Below are 12218 nucleotides of genomic sequence, written 5' to 3' on the forward strand. Positions count from 1 at the left end.
TAACCGTGGACAGTGCCCCCGAGGGGGTGGACCCCAACATCCCCAACGTCGCGCGTATGTACGACTATTACCTCGACGGCAAGGACAATTTCGCGGTCGACCGGGCTGCCGCCGAGCAGATCCTGCAGACGTTCCCCCACACCAAGGAGGGCGCCCGCGCGAACAGGGCGTTCCTGCGCCGCGCCGTGCGGCACCTGGTCGAGGCCGGGGTGCGGCAGATCGTGGACCTCGGCGCGGGGCTGCCGACCCAGGGGAACACGCACGAGATCGCCCCGGAGGCGCGCGTCGTCTACGTGGACAACGACCCCGTGGTGTGCGCGCACGGCAGGGCCCTGCTGGCCAGGACCGACGACGTGGACGTCCTGCAGGCCGACGTGCGCGAGACGGACGCGCTGCTGGACAAGCTGGGCGGCCTGGTGGACTTCGACCGGCCGGTGGCGTTCCTGATGCTGGCCATCCTGCACTTCATCCCGGACGACATCGCGTACGACCTGGTGGCGAAGGTGCGCAAGGTGAGCGCGCCCGGCAGCCGGCTGGTGATCAGCCACGCCATCGACGACACGCCGGACACCACCCCGCAGGCCGTCGAGATCTACCGCAGGGCCACGGCCGCGCTCAGCCTCAGGACCCACGACGAGATCCTGCGCTTCTTCGACGGCTACGAGCTGGAGGCGCCGGGGCTGACGTACCCGAACGGCTGGCGCCCCGACGACCCGGACGCGCCGGGCAACGGGATCACGTTCGGGTACGTCGGAGTGGGACGCAAGCCGGACAACGCCTAGTTCTGCTTGAGCTCCTCGGCGAGCTCGGCCCTGATGGCGTCCATGTCAAGCGCGCGGACCTGCCGGATCAGGTCTTCGAGCGCGGGTGCCGGGATGGCGCCGGCCTGGGCGAAGACCACGATGCCGTCGCGGATCGCCATCAGGGTGGGGATCGAGGTGATGTCGAAGCCCTGCGCAAGCCCCTGCTCGGCGTCCGTGTCAATCTTGCCGAACGTGATGTCGTCGTGCTTGTCGGAAGCCTGCTCGAAAATCGGGCCGAACTTCTTGCACGGCGGGCACCACTCCGCCCAGAAGTCGAGCAGCACGATCCCCTTGTCGGCGATGTCGTTGAAGTTCTTCTCGGTTACTTCGATGGTCGCCACAAGTGGCTCCTCGTTCGTCGCTGATAATGAGTCATCGGTATGAACCCCTACCCGTTCCCGGGCATTCCACTGACTATGCCACCGCGAACTCCGCCACGTGGCAGGGATGGTCGGAGAACGTCGGGATGGGCTCCAGCGGCCGGCTGGGGACCGCCGGGGGGTGCAGGATGGTGTCCACGCCGCCCTCGTGGGTCGAGAGCAGCGGAAGGCCCAGGAGATCGCGCCGGACGGTGTTGAGGTCTCCGCCCACGAAGGTCAGGGGCAGCAGGGCGTACGCGATCTCCTTGGCCGCCTGCTCCCAGATGTGGCCGAACACGGGCTCCTCCGCGCGGCGCCCGAACCGGTGGAAGGGCACCATGTGCAGGCTCCCGACCGTGATCATGCGCCTGCCGTACGCCAGCCGCGCGGTCATGAGCCCCTTGTCGTAGGAGCGCCAGTCGTCCTTGACCAGCTCCGGGTTGGGCAGGACGGCGCGCCTGACGTCCCGCAGCTCGAACCTGGCGGCCAGCGCGATGCCGGAGGACCCTGCGGCGCGCACCGCCGGTGACAGCGGCTGGCCCTCGATGTGCCGCAGCTCCGTCCGCCCGGCGATCGCGTCGAGCATCGGCGAGCGTGCGCCGTCGAAAACGACCTCCTGCAGGGCCAGTACGTCCAGGTCCTGCTCCTGGATCAGCCGCACCACGTCGTGCGCTGCCGAGCAGTCTTCGCCGCCTTCGTGGATGTTCCATGTCCCGACGCGCAGCACACGCGTCCGGGATCGATCAACGTGCGCCATTGCACGCTCACCTTCTCCCAGAATTCCCCGGGCCCCAGGGGTCAGGCCCGACGCCATCCAGGAACACGACGCTATCGGCCCGGAAGTACACCCGGTTCGGCGGGTGTTGTGACGTTCGTCACTCTGTTCCGATAGAAGGGTAGGAGAGGCATCGCGTTCGGCTTGGGGGGACATGGCAGGACCGACTCGACAGGATCAGCCCGACGCCAGGGAAGGGCTCCGCCGGGCGAAGGAGTGGCTGCGCGGGTGCTACAAGTCCCTGCCCAACGGGTCAGGCTGGGGTCACCACGTGGACGAGGATCCGACGGAGTGGGGCGGCACCCTCGACGGCATCCGCGGCATGCTGGCGGTGGGGGGCGAGCCCAACTCCGAGATGCTGACCGGCGCGGCGGACTGGCTGCGCCGCCGGCAGAACCCCGACGGGGGCTTCCCGTCCAGGGAGATGAAGTACTCCCCCGCCGAGGCCACGGCCTGGGTCGTCATCGCGCTGCGCGACATGGGCTGGCACCGCGGCAACGACCCGCACGTGGAGCGGGCGGTGGAGTACCTGCGCGGCTGCGTGGACGACCAGGGCGCCGCGGCCACCACGCGACGGGACATCGGCAACCCCCGCACCCTGCCCACGGCCCTCACCCTCTGGGCGCTCTCCCTCCAGGACGGCCTCGACGACCTCCGCGGCCTGATCACGACGCGGCTGCGGCTGATGCAGGAGCCGGAGAGCAAGGGCTGGGGCATCAAGGTCGGCGCGACCCCCAACGCCGCCACGACGGCGCAGGTCCTGCACGCGGTGCGGCTGGCCGGCGTGCCGGAGGAGGTCGACTGGGTCAGGGACGGCGTGACGTACCTCCTGGGACGCCAGAAGGCGGACGGGTCCTGGGAGAACAGCTACGACGAATGGTTCACCGCCGAACTGGAGGGCACGCCGTCGCGGTGCGTCCACTACGGCACGGGGTGGGCGCTGCTGGCCCTCGCCGACTTCCCCTCCGATCCGCGCTGCCGGCAGGCGGCGGAGCGGGCGGTCCGCTACCTGCTCGAGCGCCAGCGGCCGTCCGGGGCGTGGCTGTTCGAGGAGTACGACCCGACGGAGTTCGTCTGGTGCACCACGCAGATCATGGTCGCCCTGACCAAATGGCTGGAGGTCCGTCCCACGCAGCCGGTTGGAACGTTGGAAAGCGAGCTGACCAAGGTCCTGCGCAGGGCCGGCACATGGGCGCGCGAGTCGTTCCTTTATCTGGCTTTCGGGGCTTTATTGGTGGCCCAAACCTGGCAATACATCCAGCCGGTACTGGCCGCGGCTCTCGGCGGCCTCAAGATCGACATCCCCGGCATCTGGACGAACCTGATTAGCTCTCTCATTTGGCTGGCGCTCACGCTCGCCCTGGCCTGGGCCGGAAAACGCATCGGCAAAGCGCAGAAGAATCGGCCTTGACCGGCAATTGAAGATCGCGCCCCCAGGTGCGATCATAGAAAAATCAGTATGCCCGAGCACCATTTCCCCGACAAGCGGCCGCACCACCGCCTAGGCTCTACCACAGCTCTGCACCGGACCGGGAAGGTGACGATGACCACCCACGTTTTCGTCGAGCCGGCCGAATGGAGCTTCGACAAGCTGGGGCATCGGGGCAAGCTTTTCGGGTCGAGCGGCCGGTTGACGAGCAGCAGCCACCTCATCATCGAGATCACCGGCCGGGTGCCCGCCCGGCTGCTCCAGCAGGAGTGCGACTTCGTCTATTACGTGATCGAGGGGCGCGGCACGTTCCACATCGAGGACCGCTGCGAGCACTGCAACCCGGGCGATCTCGTCACCATCCCCAAGGGCTCGAAGTTCACCTACGAGGGCGACGGGCTGAGGATGCTGCTGACCTCCACGCCGCCCTGGTGGCCCGGCCAGGAGCAGGTCTTCGACGCCGAATGACGGTCACGGCCCGCCCAGCAGGCCGAGGAGCAAGCCGAGCTTCTCCATGATCTCGTCCCCCTCGAGGCGCTTCATGGAGCGCGTACGCGGGATCGGCGTCCCCGCGGGCACCAGCACGTGCGAGAAGCTCCGCCGGACCGGCCCCCTGACCACGATGGTGGCGGTCATCGGCGCCCCCTCCCGCGCGGCCAGCACCCGGTGATAGGTGTCACGGTGCATGCGGTAGAACGAGCCCGCCGGCACCTCGGCGTCCACGGCCACCTCGAGCGAGGCGTGTCCGGTCAGCTCGAACCCGTAGTCGCCCGGCACGCCGCCCGGCGGCATCGTGGAGTCGTAACGGTCGTACGGATCGCCGCCGGGGACGTCCTGGAGCAGCTGGAAACGGAGCGATCCGCACAGCACGAGGGAGCTGAAATCCCAGGCGTGGTTGTGAATGGTCTCGTCCGAGACAATCCCGGTCCACCAGAGATGCACGCGGACTTCCATGCCTCCGGACTCGGAGTAAAGCGATATACGGTCGAACCCGTTCGGATGCGCGTACGAACGGCGCGCCACCGATTCCCGCTGCGCCGGATCGCCGGCCAGCTGCCCCAGGGCCATGCGCAGCAAATTGCGGGCCGTCACGGGAGACAGGACGCCCGCTCCGGCGGGGCAGACTTTCGTGGCGAGAGCACTCGTGAGGCGATTGAACGCATTACCGTCCATCGAATCCTCTTCAACTCAGCGAGTCCCCTTGGTGTCGAGATTACGGCTGATCCCAGAACGAGAAAAGAGGGCGGAGTGGCGCCGCCGCCGCCCTGCGCCGGGCCGATGCCCCCGAAAAGTGAATAGCACGCCAAAAACTCGAACCTTGACATCGGCGTCCCGCGGGTATGAACCAGTGCATGGACTGGGTCACCTGCGCGTATTCGGCTGCCTGCACCGGAATCGCTAGCCGTCCGACCGGCTTCTGCCTCGCACACCTCACTCCTGACCGGCTCTCCGAGGTCCTTGACGAGATGGTCCCTGGTCGCCTGCTCGACCTGCGCGGCACCACGATCAACAGCGAGCTGCTGTCCAGAGTCCTGGAGGCCGTCGGCGCCAAGCCGGGCAGGGCCCGGCTCGACCGGGTCAGGTTCACCGGCGACGTGCGGCTCGCGGGCGTGACGTTCACGGGCGACGTGTCGCTGGACGGAGCCAGGTTCGAGCGGCTGGCCTCGTTCTTCGACGCCCGCTTCGAGGGCAACGTGTCGCTGGCGGGCGCCAGGTTCACCCGCGAGCTCTCCTTCCACGGCGTCACCGTGCGCGGGCACGTCTCGCTCGACCGGGCCGTGATGTCGCGTGACGCGCTGTTCAGCCAGGCCGTGTTCGGTCACGGGCTGTCCTGCGAGCGGGCCAGGTTCGACGGGTACGCCACCTTCGACGGCGCCAGGCTGGGCGACGGGGCCACCTTCAGGGGGGCGCGCTTCGGCCGTACCGTGTCCTTCCGCAAGGTCAGCGGGCACGCCGGGTTCGAGGGCGCGCACTTCGCCGCCGACGCGTACCTCTCGGCCACCGGCCGGCTCTCGGTGGCCAGGGCCCGCGCCGACGGGCTGCTGGACGTGGCGGTGGCGCGGTGCGGCGTGGACCTGCGCGGCGTCGAGGTGGCCGGCTCGACGACGCTGCGGCTGACCGACTCGCAGGCCGACCTCGAAGGCGCGGTGCTGCGCGGCCCCGCCACCGTGACCGGCCGGGGCAGGTCCATGCTGTCGTCGCTGCGGCTGGTGGACGCGGCCAGCCTGGCGCTGTTCGGGCTGGACCTGTCGGCGTGCCGGTTCGCCGGGCTGGCCCATCCCTCGGGGGTGCGCGTCAAGGACTGCACGTTCGCTCTCACGCCGCGCGGCGTGCGGGTGAGCCTGCGCTGGCCGATGCTGCGCTGGTTCTCCCGCCGCCGGGCACTGGCCGACGAGCACACCATGCGCGGCTGGGCGGCGGCGGGCGACCCCGGCGCCACGCCCGACGGGCTGGCCGCGCTCTACGCGGGGCTGCGGCCCAGCGACAGCGCCACCTCGACCGACTTCGCGTTCGCGGCCATGGAGATGCGCCGCCAGGCCGATCACCGCTGGTGGCTGTCGCTCTCCTGGCTCCTGTGCGGGTACGGCCTGCGCATGGGGCGGGCGGCGGGCTGGTTCGCGATGCTGCTGACGATCGTCGCGGCCGCCGTGCTGTGGACCTCGACCTCACACGCCGACCGCCAGGCCGAGCCGCCCAGCCCGGCCGTGCACCCCTAGAGCCCCTAGAGCTCGTCGACGAGTGCGGCGATAGCGCGGAAGACGTGCGAGCGCCAGCCGCCGCCCATGATCCGGCGGGAGAGCTGCTGCATCTCGTCGTCCGGGTCGAAGCCCTCGTGGTCGAGGAAGAGCCGGGTGCCCCTGCCCTCGGGCTCCAGCCGCCAGGTGACCGTCCAGTCGGCCTTCTTGCGGTCGCTCCAGCTGAGCTTCAGCAGCTTCTCCGGCTCCAGCTCCAGCACCTCGCAGTGGACGATCCCGTCGAAGCCCACCTGGGGCTTGGGCTCGGTCGTGAACGTGAACCGGTGCCCCACCTCCGGCCTGAAGTCGTTGGGCATGAGCCAGCGCGCCAGCAGTTCGGGTTCGGTGAGCGCCCGCCACACCTTCGCGGGCGGGTGCGCGATGAACTGGTCGAGCCTGATCGCGCGCAGGTCTTCAGCCGTCCTGTCGTGGGGCATGGTCGTCGTCCTCCATCTCGTCGAGCAGGGTCGTGAGGCCGGCGAGCTTCTCCCGCCAGAACCGTTCGTACGGGGTCAGCCAGTCGCGGATCTCCATGAGCGGCGCCGCCTCCAGCCGGTAGTGCCGTTCCCGCCCCATGCGGGTCTCGGCGACCAGCCCCGCGTCCCTGAGCACCTTGAGATGCTCCGACACGCTGGGCCTGCTCATGTCGAACCGCTCGGCCAGCCGCCCGGCGGGCTGGGCACCCTCGTCGAGCAGCAGGCGCAGCAGCTCCCGCCTGGCCGGGCTGGCCAGCGCGGCGAACACGTGGTCCGGGGTCATGCCTGGCTGACCACGAACCCGTTGCCGAACGGGTCGTGGAAGAGCAGCTGCCGGCCCCACGGCTCGTCGCTCGGCCCCTCGAAGGCGACCTCGTGCTCGCGCAGCCGCGCGGCCAGCGCGTCGAGGTCGGGCGCGGCCACCACCAGGCCGCCGATCGGCGCCATGCCGGGGAACCAGGAGGCCAGCAGCAACGTGGTCTCGGCCCTCTTGGGGGCGACGGTGAGCCAGCGGCCCATCGGGAAGGGGTTGTCGGCGCGTACCTCGAACTCGAGCACGCCCGCGTAGAAGGCGAGCGCCCGCTCCTGGTCGGCGACGGGCACGGTGACGGTGCGGATCTGGGATATCGGCATGTCGAACACTATACGTAGGATTTTTCCTACATATCAAGTCGTCCCTGGAAGATATCGGGGACTTCCCCGATAGGCCCCCGAGATCGCTCTCCGTAGACTGGGTCCCATGCGCATCGACGACTATGTGGCGGAGCTCGACCGCGCCCTGGCAGGTCCGCACGGGGCGAAGCGCGACCTGGTCGTCGAGGCACGCGACAGCCTGACCGACACCGCCGACGCGCTGGAGGCCGAGGGGCTGGACCGGGTGGAGGCGGAGCGGGTCGCGGTGGCGGAGTTCGGGCAGGTCGCCGAGGTCGCGCCCGGCTACCAGGCCGAGCTGACCGCCTCGGCGGGGCGCCGGCTGGGCTTCCTGCTCTTCATCAGCGTGCCGATGACCGCGCTGATGTGGTCGGTGATCTGGCGCCTCTATCCCGGCAACGAGCTGACCTGGCAGCACGCGCCCGTCTGGTACATGCCCGTCTCGCGGCTGCTCGACGTGCTCCAGCTCGGCGTCGGGCTGTACGGCGGGCTCGCCCTGTTCGCCCTGAGCCGGGGCGCCCGCTGGATCCGCCGGCCGCGGCTGGTGACCAGGTCGCTGGGCGTGCTGGTCTGGGCCATGCTGCCCGTCACCGGGGTGTTCAGCGTGGCGTTGACCCTGGGCGCGAACGGCGCGAGCCAGGTGGCCGCCCTGCCCTCCGTGCTCGCCAACGTGGTGACGTCCGCCTTCTGGGGCCTGCAGATCTACGGCGCCACGCGCTGCCTGCGCGTCAGCCGTCCGCGGCTCGCACGGAGCTGACCTCGGCGGCTTCGGGGCGCAGCACGCCGCCGATCACGGTGGCGAACTCCTGCCACGCCGAGCGCTCGCCTTCCAGCCGCTTCCGGCCCGAGTCCGTCAGCCGGTAGGTGCGGCGCTTGCGCCCGCCCACCGTCGCCCACTCGCTGGACAGGTAGCCGATCCGCTCCAGCCTGCGCAGCGCGGGGTAGACGGTGCCGGTGGGCACGTTCAGCGCGCCTCCGCTCCGCTCCAGCAGCGCCTCGATGATGGCGTACCCGTGCAGCGGCTCCCTCTCCAGGACAGAGAGCAGGAGAGCGTCCATGTGGCCGCGCAGCGCGTCCGGATTCATGACGTCGATCCTAGGTCCCCGAAGAGCCCAGCCGAAGTACGGAGGTGTGCGCTCATGTAGACAGTCTACATGTAGGCTGTCTATATGTAGGTAGGCATAACAACCGACGGAGTCGTGATGGATGTACTCGAACTGGCACGTACGCAGTTCGCGGTGACGGGCAGCCTCCACTTCCTGTTCGTCGTGCTCACGCTGGGCCTGGCGCCGCTGGTGGCGATCATGAACACGCGCTGGGCGCTCTCCCGCAAACCGGTGCACGAGGCGATGACCCGCTTCTGGGGGCAGGTCTACGTCGTCAACTACGCGCTGGGCATCGTGACCGGGCTGGTGATGGAGTTCCAGTTCGGCCTGTCGTGGAGCGGCCTGTCGCACTACGCGGGCGACGTGTTCGGCGCGCCGCTGGCCATGGAGACGCTGGTGGCCTTCTTCCTGGAGTCCACCTTCCTGGGCCTGTGGATCTTCGGCTGGGGGCGGCTGCCCCGATGGCTGCACCTGGCGTGCATCTGGCTCGTCACGCTGACGGCGTACGCGAGCGCGTTCTTCATCATGATGGCCAACTCGTTCCTGCAGAACCCGGCCGGCTCCGTCGCCCGCGGGGGCCGCCTGGAGCTGGTGGACGCCGGCGCCCTGCTCACGAACAAGGCGCTGATCTTTTCCTTCCCGCACGTCATCGGGGCGGGCCTGTTCACGGGGGCCATGGTGCTGGTGGGCGCGAGCGCGTACCAGCTGCGCCGCCGCACCGAGCACGTGGAGTTCTTCACCAGGTCGCTGCGGACCGGCGTGGTCGCCGCGGCCCTCGGGATCTTCCTCACCATGGGGTTCGGGTACGCGCAGTTCGCCGGGGTCCAGGAGGGCAAGTTCGACGGCAACCCGGGCGCGGCGATCCCGCTCGGGCTCATGATCGAGTTCGGCCAGCTGCTCGGACTGGTCGTCCTGTTCGCGCTGCTGCCGATGGTCGGCGTGCTCCACCGGTGGCGCTGGACGCATCCGCTGCTCATGCTGATGACGCCGCTGCCGTTCATCCTGGCGATCATGGGCTGGCTGGCGCGCGAGGTGGGGCGCCAGCCGTGGATGATCTGGGGCAAGCTGACCGTGGCCGACGCCATGTCCCCCGGGCTGACCTCGGGCATGATCACGGGCTCGCTCGTGGGGTTCGCCGGCGTGCTCGGACTGCTCGCGGTCGTCGACTACGTGCTCATCGCCAGGATCATCCGGCGCGGGCCGCGCGACCTCGACCTCGGCGCCGTTCCCGCCACTGAGTCCCGCTCCCCCGCGCTGAGCTATTGAGGAGTGCTGACATGGAAATGCTGTGGTTCGTTCTCTTCGCGATCCTGCTGGCCGGATACTTCGCCCTTGAGGGGTTCGACCTGGGGGTGGGGCTGCTGCTGCCGCTGCTGGGCAGGACGCGGGAGGGCCGCGACCGCATGGTGGCCGCGATCGCGCCGTACGTGCTGGCCAACGAGGTCTGGCTGGTGGCGGTCGCCGGGGCGCTGTTCGGGGTCTATCCGCTGCTCGAGGGCGAGGTGCTGTTCAAGCTGTACCCGCTGGTGGTGGCCATGCTGCTGAGCTGGGTCGTACGGGACGCGGGGCTGTGGTTCAGGCGCCGGCTGCACGGGTTCAGGTGGCGCGGGTTCTGGGACGCGATGATCGCGTTCGGGTCTCTCGGGCTCTCCTTCGGGTGGGGCATGGCGATCCACGCGGCGGCCACGGGGTTCGCTACTCCGGTCGTGCATCCGGTGGGGGTGATGCTGGGAGCGGTCGTGACGCTGCTCTTCGCCTTCCACGGGTGGACGTTCCTGGCCTGGCGGACGCCCGGGGCCTTCGGGGCGTCCAGGTCGGGGCGCGCCCTGGCGGTGTCGGCGCTCGTGGCGGCGGTCCCGGCGCTGGGGGTGCTCGCGGGCGCGATGCCGTACCTGCTGGAGCACAGCGCGCCTCCGGCTACGTTGAATGTGCTCAGTGTCATGGTGCTGCCGTTCGCGCCCATCGTGCTGGGCGCGCAAATATGGGTATGGCGCACTTTCCGCCCAGGGAAGGACGCTTTCCGACTCCCATCGTTCTTCTGAGGGCACGTGCACAGGGATCTCCTCCGGCTCATGCGGGCCGAGCGGTCGGTTCGCCGCCATCTGGCCGTGACCATGGTCGCGGCGGTGCTCGCGGGGCTGCTCGTCCTGGTGCAGGCCGAGTTGCTGGCCGGGGTGCTGTCCGGCAGGTTCACCGCCGCGGCCCTGGCGGGGCTGGCGGCGGTGGTGGGCGTGCGCGCCCTGCTCGCCTGGACGCAGGGCGTCTTCGCGGGGCGCACCGCGACCGGCGTGAAGTCGGCGCTGCGCCATCGGCTGCTCGGGCGCCTGCGGGACCTCGGGCCCGCGCGGCTCACCGCCCACCGCTCGGGCGAGCTGGTCACGCTCGCCGGGCGCGGCCTGGACCGGCTCGACGCGTACCTCACCGGCTATCTGCCGTCGATCGCGGTGGCCGGTGTGGTGCCGCTCGCGGTCCTGGTACGGCTGTTCGCCGCCGACCTGGCGAGCGCGGTCATCGTCCTGGTCACGCTCCCCCTGATCCCGATCTTCGGCGCGCTGGTGGGCATGACCACCAAGGCCGTCACCGAGCGCCAGTTCCTGGCCCTGTCGCGGCTCGGCGGCCACTTCCTGGACGTGGTACGCGGCCTGCCCACTCTGCGGGCCTTCGGGCGCGCCCGGTACCAGGTGGGCGTCATCCAGCAGGTCGCGGAGGCGCACCGGAGCACGACGATGCGGACCTTGCGGGTGGCGTTCCTGTCGTCGCTGGTGCTGGAGCTGTGCGCGTCGCTGTCGCTGGCGCTGGTGGCGGTGCCGATCGGGCTGCGGCTGCTCGGGGGGTCGCTGGATCTGACGACGGCGCTGCTGGTGCTGCTGCTGGCGCCGGAGGCGTACCTGCCGCTGCGGGCGATGGGGACGCGCTTCCACGCCTCGATGGAGGGGGTGGCCGCCGCCGACGCGGCCTTCGCCGTGCTGGACGAATCCGGCTCCGATCCGGTACGGGGGCCCGCGCCGGCGTCGTCGGGCGATGAGTCCTCGGGCGGTGCGTCCTCCGTCAAGGCGCCCTCGGCCGGGGCGCCGGAGATCCGCTTGGAGAACGTGACCGTCCGCTACCCCGGCCGGGACGGCGCCGCGCTGGAGGACGTCTCGCTCACCATCGGCCCGCGCGAACGGGTGGCGCTGGTCGGCGAGAGCGGCGGCGGCAAGAGCACCCTGCTCCACCTCATCCTCGGCTTCATCCACCCGTCGGAGGGCCGGGTCCTGATCGACGGGACGGACCTGCGCGAACTGGACCTGGGGAGCTGGCGGGCGCGGCTGGCGTTCGTGGCGCAGCGGCCGCACCTGTTCGCCACGTCCGTGGCCGGCAACATCCGGCTCGGGGCTCCCTCGGCCACCCTGGACGAGGTCCGGAGGGCGGCCGCCGCCGCGCACGCCGACTTCGTGGACGGGCTTCCGCAGGGGTTCGACACGGTGGTGGGCGAGCGCGGGACCAACCTCTCGGCCGGTCAGCGGCAGCGGGTCGCGCTCGCGCGGGCCTTCTGCCGTCCCCAGGCCTCGGTGCTGCTGCTCGACGAGCCCACGGCCCGCCTGGACGGCCGGAGCGAGGCGGCCGTGGTGGCGGCCACCTCGGACCTGGCCCAGGACCGTACGGCCGTCATCGTCGCCCATCGGCCCGCCATGATCGAGCTCGCCGACCGCGTCATCCGCATCCACGAGGGCCGTGTCGTCTCCGACACCACCCGCCGCACGTCCCACCCGGACGGGAGCGCCGCGCGTGCCGGTGAGCCGCCCGCGCGGAACGGCGCGGCCTCGGCGGAAGGCGACGCCGCCACGACACACGACGCGACCGCGAAAAGCGACATCACGGCGCAGGCCGACATCACGGCACAG

At 70.4% G+C, this 12218-nt stretch carries 15 protein-coding genes; 8 read left to right on the forward strand and 7 right to left on the reverse strand.

Annotation, left to right across the window (positions count from 1 at the left end; genetic code table 11):
- The first annotated feature begins 5 nt into the window (after positions 1-5).
- Entirely contained in the window at positions 6-782 is a 777-nt protein-coding gene (locus AB0H84_RS17830) for an SAM-dependent methyltransferase (protein ID WP_357604621.1), read from the forward strand.
- Here the strand turns inward: AB0H84_RS17830 and AB0H84_RS17835 are convergent.
- Both AB0H84_RS17835 and AB0H84_RS17840 read right to left on the reverse strand, forming a co-directional pair.
- Positions 779-1144 carry a thioredoxin family protein gene (locus AB0H84_RS17835; protein WP_349450233.1) on the reverse strand — a complete coding sequence of 122 codons (366 nt, stop codon included), beginning with the start codon at positions 1142-1144 and terminating at the stop codon, positions 779-781. The two genes, AB0H84_RS17830 and AB0H84_RS17835, sit on opposite strands and share 4 nt — an antisense overlap.
- 73 nt (positions 1145-1217) lie before the next feature.
- Positions 1218-1919: an endonuclease/exonuclease/phosphatase family protein gene (locus tag AB0H84_RS17840; protein WP_357604623.1), complete on the reverse strand. Its 702-nt coding sequence runs from the start codon at positions 1917-1919 to the stop codon at positions 1218-1220.
- A 172-nt stretch (positions 1920-2091) separates the two neighbouring features.
- Here AB0H84_RS17840 and AB0H84_RS17845 point away from each other — a divergent pair, with 172 nt between their 5' ends.
- Together AB0H84_RS17845 and AB0H84_RS17850 are read left to right on the forward strand one after the other, a co-directional pair.
- Positions 2092-3348 (forward strand): prenyltransferase/squalene oxidase repeat-containing protein, encoded by a 1257-nt coding sequence (locus tag AB0H84_RS17845; RefSeq protein WP_357604626.1) that lies wholly within the window; start codon positions 2092-2094, stop codon positions 3346-3348.
- Positions 3349-3480: 132 nt separating this feature from the next.
- On the forward strand, positions 3481-3834 hold the full coding sequence (locus AB0H84_RS17850; RefSeq protein ID WP_357604629.1) for an AraC family ligand binding domain-containing protein: 354 nt from the start codon (positions 3481-3483) through the stop codon (positions 3832-3834).
- Between the two features lie 3 nt (positions 3835-3837).
- On the opposite strand, the gene AB0H84_RS17855 is transcribed toward AB0H84_RS17850, so the two are convergent.
- Entirely contained in the window at positions 3838-4458 is a 621-nt protein-coding gene (locus tag AB0H84_RS17855; RefSeq protein WP_357604630.1) for a hypothetical protein, read from the reverse strand.
- A gap of 260 nt (positions 4459-4718) precedes the next feature.
- On the opposite strand from AB0H84_RS17855, the gene AB0H84_RS17860 reads away from it, so the two are divergent.
- Positions 4719-6083: a pentapeptide repeat-containing protein gene (locus AB0H84_RS17860; protein ID WP_357604633.1), complete on the forward strand. Its 1365-nt coding sequence runs from the start codon at positions 4719-4721 to the stop codon at positions 6081-6083.
- Between the two features lie 5 nt (positions 6084-6088).
- On the opposite strand, the gene AB0H84_RS17865 is transcribed toward AB0H84_RS17860, so the two are convergent.
- Genes AB0H84_RS17865 through AB0H84_RS17875 form a run of 3 tightly spaced genes read right to left on the reverse strand, consistent with a single transcriptional unit; the run spans position 6089 to position 7210 of the window.
- Entirely contained in the window at positions 6089-6538 is a 450-nt protein-coding gene (locus tag AB0H84_RS17865) for an SRPBCC domain-containing protein (protein WP_357604635.1), read from the reverse strand.
- Positions 6516-6860, reverse strand: a complete 345-nt coding sequence (locus AB0H84_RS17870; RefSeq protein WP_357604637.1) for a metalloregulator ArsR/SmtB family transcription factor — start codon at positions 6858-6860, stop codon at positions 6516-6518. The genes AB0H84_RS17865 and AB0H84_RS17870 overlap by 23 nt, the downstream gene beginning before the upstream one ends.
- On the reverse strand, positions 6857-7210 hold the full coding sequence (locus tag AB0H84_RS17875) for a VOC family protein (RefSeq protein WP_357604640.1): 354 nt from the start codon (positions 7208-7210) through the stop codon (positions 6857-6859). The genes AB0H84_RS17870 and AB0H84_RS17875 overlap by 4 nt, the downstream gene beginning before the upstream one ends.
- 106 nt (positions 7211-7316) lie before the next feature.
- Here AB0H84_RS17875 and AB0H84_RS17880 point away from each other — a divergent pair, with 106 nt between their 5' ends.
- Positions 7317-7985 (forward strand): permease prefix domain 1-containing protein, encoded by a 669-nt coding sequence (locus tag AB0H84_RS17880; RefSeq protein WP_357604642.1) that lies wholly within the window; start codon positions 7317-7319, stop codon positions 7983-7985.
- Here AB0H84_RS17880 and AB0H84_RS17885 read toward each other — a convergent pair.
- A complete protein-coding gene (locus AB0H84_RS17885; RefSeq protein ID WP_357604645.1) occupies positions 7957-8313 on the reverse strand; it encodes a helix-turn-helix transcriptional regulator in 357 nt (118 codons plus the stop codon). The genes AB0H84_RS17880 and AB0H84_RS17885 overlap by 29 nt on opposite strands.
- Positions 8314-8430: 117 nt before the next feature.
- On the opposite strand from AB0H84_RS17885, the gene AB0H84_RS17890 reads away from it, so the two are divergent.
- From AB0H84_RS17890 to cydD, 3 genes are all read left to right on the forward strand, one after another.
- Positions 8431-9600: a cytochrome ubiquinol oxidase subunit I gene (locus AB0H84_RS17890; protein WP_357604648.1), complete on the forward strand. Its 1170-nt coding sequence runs from the start codon at positions 8431-8433 to the stop codon at positions 9598-9600.
- 11 nt (positions 9601-9611) lie between these two features.
- Positions 9612-10376 carry a cytochrome d ubiquinol oxidase subunit II gene (locus AB0H84_RS17895; protein WP_357604651.1) on the forward strand — a complete coding sequence of 255 codons (765 nt, stop codon included), beginning with the start codon at positions 9612-9614 and terminating at the stop codon, positions 10374-10376.
- 6 nt (positions 10377-10382) lie between these two features.
- Positions 10383-12218, forward strand: a 1836-nt coding sequence (cydD, locus tag AB0H84_RS17900) for a thiol reductant ABC exporter subunit CydD (RefSeq protein WP_357604654.1), incomplete at its 3' end; no start/stop codon positions are given.

Origin of the sequence: Nonomuraea sp. NPDC050786, assembly GCF_040654115.1 — a bacterium.
Taxonomy (GTDB): Bacteria; Actinomycetota; Actinomycetes; order Streptosporangiales; family Streptosporangiaceae; genus Nonomuraea.

Bases quoted from the DNA above. Each gene is read 5' to 3' on its own strand.
- AB0H84_RS17840 (WP_357604623.1), bottom strand. From the start codon at position 1,919: ATGGCGCACGTTGATCGATCCCGGACGCGTGTGCTGCGCGTCGGGACA.
- AB0H84_RS17845 (WP_357604626.1), top strand. From the start codon at position 2,092: ATGGCAGGACCGACTCGACAGGATCAGCCCGACGCCAGGGAAGGGCTC.
- AB0H84_RS17850 (WP_357604629.1), top strand. From the start codon at position 3,481: ATGACCACCCACGTTTTCGTCGAGCCGGCCGAATGGAGCTTCGACAAG.
- AB0H84_RS17860 (WP_357604633.1), top strand. From the start codon at position 4,719: ATGGACTGGGTCACCTGCGCGTATTCGGCTGCCTGCACCGGAATCGCT.
- AB0H84_RS17865 (WP_357604635.1), bottom strand. From the start codon at position 6,538: ATGCCCCACGACAGGACGGCTGAAGACCTGCGCGCGATCAGGCTCGAC.
- AB0H84_RS17870 (WP_357604637.1), bottom strand. From the start codon at position 6,860: ATGACCCCGGACCACGTGTTCGCCGCGCTGGCCAGCCCGGCCAGGCGG.
- AB0H84_RS17875 (WP_357604640.1), bottom strand. From the start codon at position 7,210: ATGCCGATATCCCAGATCCGCACCGTCACCGTGCCCGTCGCCGACCAG.
- AB0H84_RS17880 (WP_357604642.1), top strand. From the start codon at position 7,317: ATGCGCATCGACGACTATGTGGCGGAGCTCGACCGCGCCCTGGCAGGT.
- AB0H84_RS17885 (WP_357604645.1), bottom strand. From the start codon at position 8,313: ATGAATCCGGACGCGCTGCGCGGCCACATGGACGCTCTCCTGCTCTCT.
- AB0H84_RS17890 (WP_357604648.1), top strand. From the start codon at position 8,431: ATGGATGTACTCGAACTGGCACGTACGCAGTTCGCGGTGACGGGCAGC.
- AB0H84_RS17895 (WP_357604651.1), top strand. From the start codon at position 9,612: ATGGAAATGCTGTGGTTCGTTCTCTTCGCGATCCTGCTGGCCGGATAC.